Raw genomic sequence first — 7,747 nt, forward strand, 5'->3', positions numbered from 1 at the left:
AGCGTTTGCGAAGATCGTCGGAAAGCGCCATTCCCGCCGCCTCCTTCCCGCGGCAGGAATTATGAATCAGACTTCACCCGATTCGTGAATCTTAAATCGATTCAGATCGTTCGGAGCCCGCTCTAGATACGATAAGAGCAATCTCTGCGCGTCACTCGAATTGATGATGACGGAACCATTTTTTGAAAATTGCGGAGAGGGCCTCGCGAGGGCCCTCTAAATTTAAGTCAGAAAGGGCTGTTCGTAGAATTGCTAAAAAGCTGGGTTGAAAATTGAGCGGGTAGTGTGGAACCCCGAGTTATTGAAGCGTCCGCGGCAATTACGACCGCCCCCCCGATGTTCGAGTAAATAATTAAGAGAATAGAAAAGAGTCGGCATCATCCAAATGGATGAGACCGTTGCAGAATTAACCTAAATCAATTGTATACGCTTATTCTTCCTTGGGCCCGCTGAGCGCGGCGAGTCCGCCGAGCAGCGCGACCACTTCCGCCTGCCGGTTGCACCCAGTCTTCTCCATCACGCCGCGCAGATGGGTGCGTATGGTGTTGCGCGATACGGACTGCTCAGTGGCGATTTCCTCTAGGGTCTTGCCGGCGACAAGGCCGCGGGCGACCCGCGCCTCGGCGGGCGTGAGATCATAAAGCGACTGAACCAGTTCGATCGCCGGGGCCTGGGGCGATCCCACTGGGGTCATCACCAAAACCGCCGCGCAGCGAACGAAAATGTCGCGCGCCGCGCCGCGGATCGGCACGAGATTGGCGATCATTGGAAATGCGTCGTCGCCTGAGCGGGCTGCGAAGGATCTCGGCGCGCCGACGAGGTCGTGATCCAGCGCATCCATCGCCTGGCGCAAAAGGCCGTCGGCGGCGGCGTCGACGAGCGAGACGCGGTCATGTGCGCGCCAGCGGACGTATTTGTTCAGCGAGTTGCTTGGGTCGTTGGCCGAAATGACCCGCCCATCGTCGTCGAGCACGAGCGCCGGAAGGCCGATGAGCGCGAAGGTTTCGCCAGCGACGCGGGCGCGCTCGAGCTGCAGCCGCGTGGCGAGAAACGCCGCGCGCGCAAGATGAGGGCGTAGCTCGTCAAGCTGCCGGATGATCGAGGGCTCGACCGGCCCGCGATTATGCGCGCGTTCCAGGCAGATGATGCCGGTGTCGCCGGTGGGCAGCGCGATCGCCGTCGCGGCGCTGAATCCGAGCCCGCGCGGCCGCAGGAAATCGCAGTAGTTGGGGTCGCGTTCGAGCTCCTCCGCCGTATAGACGTCCTCGTCGGTGAGAAAGCCCGGATGGCGGCGGCTGAACAGCTTGCCGCCGCGCGTGCAATTGCTCAGCCAGTCGCCGCGCATGAAGTTCTCGACATGCTCGCAGAGCGCTGGAGAGGCGGTCCAGCGCGACACTCTCTCGCGCGCCGCGAACAACACGCCGCCCTGCGCTTCGGCCAGATGCGAAAGCTCGTCGAGGACATCCGGCCACATGTCCGGCGCAAAGGAGCATTCGTAAATGCGGTCGATGAGTTCCTGAACCATCTTCAATATCTCATGTTGGGCGGTCGCGCTAAAGGCGTGAGCGCTCGCAATAAACCCTATGCAAACGTGCGGCCGGCGAGATGGTTCCAGCCGGCCGCCGAATTGGCGAGAACTCACGCTGCACTTGGACAGAATCGTCCAAATACAGGGTGATCGATTTCAAAAGTTTAGAGGGCGCTTTCCACCGAAAACCGGATTCCACTTTTTTTGCGGCGCACCTAGTGCTTGCCGGCGTCGATCGCGACGCCTTTGCGCTCCTTATGAATATAGGCGATGAACGCCGTCATCTTCGGATCGTCCGCCGCCAGCGCCGTGCCCTGCAGCGGATTTTTGATGCACCAGTTCACCATTTCAAAGAGTTGCGCGACCTTGCCGAGCTGCTTTTGGAACTTCGGATAGGTTTCCGGATGGGTGTTGGCGGCGTTCGGGTGGCATTGGGCGCAGGCGACGCCATTGGTGCCGACCGCGCCGCTCGTCCATAGCTCGCGGCCTTTCTTGGCGACGGAATCGAATTCGCCCTGCCAACGGTCGACGTCCGTCGTCGTGAATTCATCGGCTAGCGCTGCCGGCGACAGCAGCGCGGCGCCCAAAACAAGCGCAATCATATAGCGGCGCATATTCATTCTCCTCGACTTAGTAGTGCTGTTGCGGCGCCTTGCGAATGATCGCCTCTTGATATTTCTTGTCGACGGGCTTCCCGAACCTCGGATCGTAGCCGACGACGCGCTCCTGATTGTCCCACAGCTGATAACGCGCCGTGACGCGGCCGGAGTTGACGTCGATCATCTGCCAGCCCGTGGCGTCGCGCTCGAAGAAGGGATCGGCGCGGTTCATCGGCACCGTCAGCACCGGCACATGCGCGCCGGCCTGCGCATAAGTGTCTGGATAGGGCCAGGGCCAAGCCGTCGCCATCACCGCGTTGAAGGAGATGTTGCCGATCTGATTATATTGGATCTGGTGGACATGGCCGTAGATCACGCTGACGGTCTTGAACGGGTGCAGCAGCGCCTGCACCTGTTCGGCGTCGTCGGTCCAGAAATTCCAGCCCTTGTAGATTTTCTGCAAGGGCGAATGAGAAAAGACGATGAGCGGCGTGTCCTTGGACACTTTGTCGAGATCGTTCTTGAGCCAAGCGCGCTGCTTGTCGCCGACCATGAACGGCGAGCCGTTGGGATTGTCGAGGCCGGCCATTTCGAGCATGCGCTGCTCGGCGCTCGGCCAGCGATGAAACGTCCAGTCATCCGTCGTGAGAATCGAATTCAACACAACGAAATGCACGCCCTTGTGATCGAAGCTGTACCACTGCGGGCCATAGAGTTTCGACCAATAGTCGCCGAGGTCGAGATAATAGTCGTGCTCGCCCATTACGCAGTGGAGCTTGCTCTTGAGATGCGAAAGCATCTCGCCGCCATGGTCGAGCTCCTCCTTCTTGCCGAGCTGCGCCAGATCGCCGCCGAACATGACGAAATCGGCTTCGGGCGTAATGAGATTGGCTTCCGCGACGGCGCGCTTGAGGCCCATGTCCCAGTTGCGCACGAAGCTTGCGCCTTTGATCTGCTGAATGTGCGAATCGGAAATGTAGGTGAAGCTGAAATCCTCGCGGGTTCCCCCGAAGGCGAGGCGCACCATGGAGATGGGCAGGGTCGTCAAGGTCCCGGCGGTGGCGCCGGCGGCGATCACGCTGCGCCGGGTGATCAGTCTGGTCATGTCCTATCCTCCCTCGCGGCGTCGCGTTTGCGCGGGCGACGCCGCTTGCTTTTTGCGTCTTATTTCGTTTGCGCCGTCACATAAGCGGGGCTCGTCAGCGTCTCCAGGAAGGCGACAAGGTCGTCCACCTGCTGATCGGTGAGGTTCAGCGGCCGGATGCCGCCCGAGAGATAGGGATTGACCGGCGTCGGGTCGCCGGGGCTCTTGCCGCCCTCATTGTAATGTTTGACCACGTCCTTGAGCGTCTTGAGCGATCCGTCATGCATATAGGGCGCGGTCATTGCGATATTGCGCAGCGTCGAGGTCTTGAAGGCGCCGATTTCGTCAAAGGCGTTCGTAACTGCGAAGCGCCCGAGTTCGGAGACCTTCGGATCGGCGAGCACCGATTTGTCGACGGAAGCGCCTGCCGCTTTGGCCTTGAGGAATTCTGCGGCGAGCCGCGGCACGTCGCTTTGGATGTGGTTGATGCCGACGCCGATATTGTGGAATCCGTTGTCGGTGAACAGCGCCTGCGTCTGTTCGATGACATGGCAGGAGACGCAGCGCGCCTGGCCGACATAAAGGTCGAAGCCGCGTTTCGCCTGATCGCTGATCGCGTTGCGGTCGCCGCCGAAATACCACTTGTCGAAGGGGGAGTCGCCCGAGACGATCGTGCGCTCGAAACTCGCGATCGCCTTTTGCACGTCATCCATCGTCACGTCGCGACCGCTCTTGCCGAACGCCTTTTTGAAGCCCTCGACATAGGCCGGATCTTCGCGAACGATTTTGAGAATCGGGTCGTGATTGGGCATCCCCATTTCAACGGGATTGACCATCGGGTGCTGCGACTGGTCCTCGAGTGACGGCGAACGCCCGTCCCAGAATTGCGAAGTGAAATAGGCGGCGTTGATCACCGTCGGGGCGTTGCGGGTGCCGGTGAGCTTATGATGGCCTTCCGAAACGCGCAGCGGGCTGTCGGTAAACGCCTTCTTGTCATTGTGACAGGTGGAGCAGCTCACCGTCCCGTCGATCGAGAAGCGCGCGTCATGGAACAGCTTGTCGCCGAGCGCCACTTTATCCGGCGACTGTGGATTATTGGCCGGAATCGGGACCTTCGGCAGGCCGAGCGGTTCGGCCATCGCCCATCCGCCGGCGAGCAGGGCCGCAAGAGGAAGCGCGACAAGCGTCGTCTCAACGGATTTCCGGACATTAGGAATGCGCGCCATGAGCTCCCTCCGCTGCCGCTCGGCTTATTGCCGGCTCTTGTTTTCACATCAAGTTTGCGCTGGTTTTAGCGGCAGGGCAAGTCATCGTTGTGACGCCTGGCGGGGAATTCGAAGAATTCGAAAACCAAATATTCCGCCTCTACGAGTAATGATTGTGCATTGCACCGGCTGAGCGCAATAAATCGCTCATCTCATCGCTTGTTTTGCAATTCGTCGTTTTCGGCTCTTCTGTCATGTTCATGCTACATCGGATTGTTTTTAAAGAGCGTCGCTTCGGCGCGGCCTTCCGCCGCCTACGCGGCTGTGATAGCTGACGGCCGAGAGAGGCGTTGCTTCGCGGTGCGAAAGCGCCTTGGCAAAAATCCACTGGAGGAGGAAGTGATGCATTTGACACGGTTCGCCGCGCTCGCAGCGGTTCTGCTGGCGCCAAACATGGCCGCGGCGGGCGATCTGCGCGCCGACGCCAATGCCGTCTTCAAGCCGATTGACGCCGCCAGCGTCGCGATGGTCGTAAAGAACAACGAGATCACGCCCGCCAAGATCGAACTCGGCGGCAAGCTGTTTTTCGATCCGCGGCTTTCGAAGAGTCAGATCATCAGCTGCAACTCCTGTCACAATCTCGGAACCGGCGGCGCAGACGCCGGTCCGACGTCGATCGGCCATGGTTGGGCCAAGGGGCCGCGCCGCGCGCCGACCGTGCTCAACGCCGTATTCAATGTCGCGCAGTTCTGGGACGGGCGCGCCGTCGATCTCAAGGCGCAGGCGAAAGGTCCCGTGCAGGCGGACGTGGAAATGAACAATACGCCGGCGCAGGTCGAGAAGACGCTCAACAGCATCCCCGCCTATGTCGCGGAGTTCAAAGCGGCCTTTCCTGCGGATCCCAATCCCGTGAGTTTCGACAACATGGCGAAGGCCATCGAGGCTTTTGAGGCGACGCTGACGACGCCCAATTCGCGTTTCGACAAATTCCTCAAGGGCGACGTCAACGCGCTCAATGACGTGGAGAAGAAGGGGCTGCGTCTTTTCCTCGACAAGGGATGCGCGGGGTGTCACGGCGGCGTCAATATTGGCGGCAATGGCTATTTCCCCTTCGGCGTCGCGCAAAAGCCGAGCGTCGAGATTCTGCCTGTCGCGGATAAGGGCCGCGCCAAGGTGACGAATGATGCGGCGGATGAATTCGTCTTCCGCTCGGCGCCGCTGCGCAATGTCGCCCTGCGCGCGCCTTACTTCCACACCGGCGCCGTCTGGACGCTCGAAGAAGCGGTCGCCCTCATGGCGAAAGATCAGCTTGGCGAAACGCTCTCCGATCAGGATGTGAAGGCGATCGTGGCCTTCCTCGGGACGTTGAACGGCGACCAGCCGAAAATTGTCTATCCCGTGCTGCCGCCGCGCGCTCAAGGCACGCCTCTGCCGCAGTAAGCCGAAGGCCGCAGTCCGAGAATTGTGAAAGGCGAGCGCTGGCGCCGTACGATTGGCGCTCGCGCTCGCGCTTGTCACAATTCTGGGTTGGCGATTCGCTAATGACCGGCGCTGCGCGGAAGATGCGGGAGGAAGACCGTCAAATGAAAGTCGTCAAGCGCTCTCTTATTTCGCTGGCGATTTGCGTGGCGGCGGCATGCGCGCCGGTCGCCGCGGAGGAACAGCCGAATCCATTCGCGCGCACCGGCCATATCGTTGTCATTTTCACCGAGAACCGCAGCTTTGATCATGTGTTCGGACTGTTTCCCGGCGCCGAGGGCGTCAATTCGGCCGTGCATCCGCCGCAAGTCGAATTCGACGGGAAGCCGCTCGCCGCTCTGCCGCGTCCGCGATGGGACGATCGCTTTCCGCGACGCCTGCCCAACGCGCCGTTTCGCCTCGAGCCTTATGTCGACATCGACGGTCACACCATGGACCCGGTGCATGACTTTTATCTGGAGCGGGAGCAGATCGACGGCGGAAAGATGGACCGTTTCGTCGAAGCCTCGAACGCCGGCGCCCTCGTCATGGGCTATTACGACGGCTCAGGGCTGAAGCAGTGGGCCTTGGCAAAGGAATTCACGCTGGCCGATCATTTTTTCCACGCCGCCTTTGGCGGCTCGATGCTCAACCATTTTTTCCTTATCTGCGGCTGCGTGCCGATCTTCGACAATCCGGTAGAGACGACGAGAGAAAAATTCGTGTCGAAGGTGTCGAGCGTCAAGAATTCTCGAGGGGAAGAACTCAAAATTCGCGAACGCAGAGAGGATTCGCCGCAAAGCGTGCTTGACGGGCCGCCGCGCCATAAGAACCTTGGCCAGCTGACAGAGGATCTGGAGGCGATCGGCACGCTGCAGCCGGCAAATCCGGTGTCGAAATACGACAAGACGGAAGCGCAGGAGCGGCTGCCGCCGTTGCATATGCCGACGATCGGCGATCGCATGACCGAGAAAGGCGTCACTTGGGCCTGGTACGCGGGCGGCTGGCGCGATGTCGCAAAGGGCCGCCTCAAGCCTTACGGCGACGGCAAGCCCGACTATTTTCAAACGCATCATCAGCCATTCGCCTATTTCGCCAATTACGCGGAAGGCAAAAAAGGACGCGAGCATCTTAAGGACGCAGACGATTTTTTTTGTGCTGCGGATAAAGGCGAGCTGCCGCAAGTGAGTTTCTACAAGCCGCTTGGGATGTTCAACGGCCACCCCGACTATTCCGATCTCGCGGCCGGTGACGCCCATGTCGCGCAGGTCGTCGAAAGGCTGCGCAAGAGCCCCAATTGGGCCGACATGCTGATCATCGTCACGGCCGATGAAAACGGCGGCTTCTGGGATCATGTCGAGCCGCCGCATCGAGACGACTACGGCCCGGGAACTCGCGTCCCAACTCTGATCATCTCGCCCTTCGCCAAAAAAGGCTTTGTCGACAAGACGGTCTACGACACGCTCTCGATCCTGCGCACGGTCGAGCTGCGCTTCGGCGTTACGGCGCTTGGCGATCGAGACGTCAGGGCGGTGGACTTGCGCAACGCGTTGATTGAACCGTAAGTCCTCGAGCGCGGAAAAACCCGTCTGTCCGTCCGGCGGGGATCGCGCCAAAATAGCCACGTTCTCGCCAAAAAATTGCCGGCAATGGCGCCTTGCTGACGCAAGCAATTGGTTTATTGCGAGATTTCTTTGTCATGACCGGGTTGCACATGCGTCATGTCCGGCCTGACTGGGTAGTCTCATTCCTACCTGGAATGGTTGTATTGGCTATTCGATAGATTGTGATGCTCTATACCAAGGGGTATTGTGTGGTGAGGGGGTTATTGGAATTGTTGCGGCACGCTGAGCTGGGTCTGCGGTCTGCTCTA

Annotated in this window: 6 protein-coding genes; 2 read left to right on the top strand and 4 right to left on the bottom strand. The window is 60.0% G+C overall.

Annotation, left to right across the window (positions count from 1 at the left end):
- Nucleotides 1-430 precede the first annotated feature (430 nt).
- The 4 genes from AB7I51_RS17075 to AB7I51_RS17090 form a co-directional block, all read right to left on the bottom strand.
- On the bottom strand, nucleotides 431-1,525 hold the full coding sequence (locus AB7I51_RS17075; protein WP_428405539.1) for a helix-turn-helix transcriptional regulator: 1,095 nt from the start codon (nucleotides 1,523-1,525) through the stop codon (nucleotides 431-433).
- Nucleotides 1,526-1,743: 218 nt separating this feature from the next.
- Nucleotides 1,744-2,142 carry a c-type cytochrome gene (locus tag AB7I51_RS17080; RefSeq protein WP_428405538.1) on the bottom strand — a complete coding sequence of 133 codons (399 nt, stop codon included), beginning with the start codon at nucleotides 2,140-2,142 and terminating at the stop codon, nucleotides 1,744-1,746.
- A 16-nt stretch (nucleotides 2,143-2,158) separates the two neighbouring features.
- Nucleotides 2,159-3,232 carry a metallophosphoesterase family protein gene (locus AB7I51_RS17085; protein ID WP_428405537.1) on the bottom strand — a complete coding sequence of 358 codons (1,074 nt, stop codon included), beginning with the start codon at nucleotides 3,230-3,232 and terminating at the stop codon, nucleotides 2,159-2,161.
- Nucleotides 3,233-3,291: 59 nt separating this feature from the next.
- A complete protein-coding gene (locus tag AB7I51_RS17090) occupies nucleotides 3,292-4,437 on the bottom strand; it encodes a cytochrome-c peroxidase (RefSeq protein ID WP_428405536.1) in 1,146 nt (381 codons plus the stop codon).
- A gap of 381 nt (nucleotides 4,438-4,818) precedes the next feature.
- Between AB7I51_RS17090 and AB7I51_RS17095 the strand changes: the two genes are divergently transcribed.
- The gene (locus tag AB7I51_RS17095) at nucleotides 4,819-5,856 is read left to right on the top strand and encodes a cytochrome-c peroxidase (protein WP_428405535.1); all 1,038 of its coding nucleotides are present in this window, start codon (nucleotides 4,819-4,821) and stop codon (nucleotides 5,854-5,856) included.
- Nucleotides 5,857-5,999: 143 nt separating this feature from the next.
- Nucleotides 6,000-7,439, top strand: a complete 1,440-nt coding sequence (gene acpA / locus AB7I51_RS17100) for an acid phosphatase (RefSeq protein ID WP_428406367.1) — start codon at nucleotides 6,000-6,002, stop codon at nucleotides 7,437-7,439.
- Nucleotides 7,440-7,747: the final 308 nt, after the last annotated feature.

The sequence above is a fragment of the Methylocystis sp. genome (assembly GCF_050246715.1).
GTDB lineage: Bacteria > Pseudomonadota > Alphaproteobacteria > Rhizobiales > Beijerinckiaceae > Methylocystis.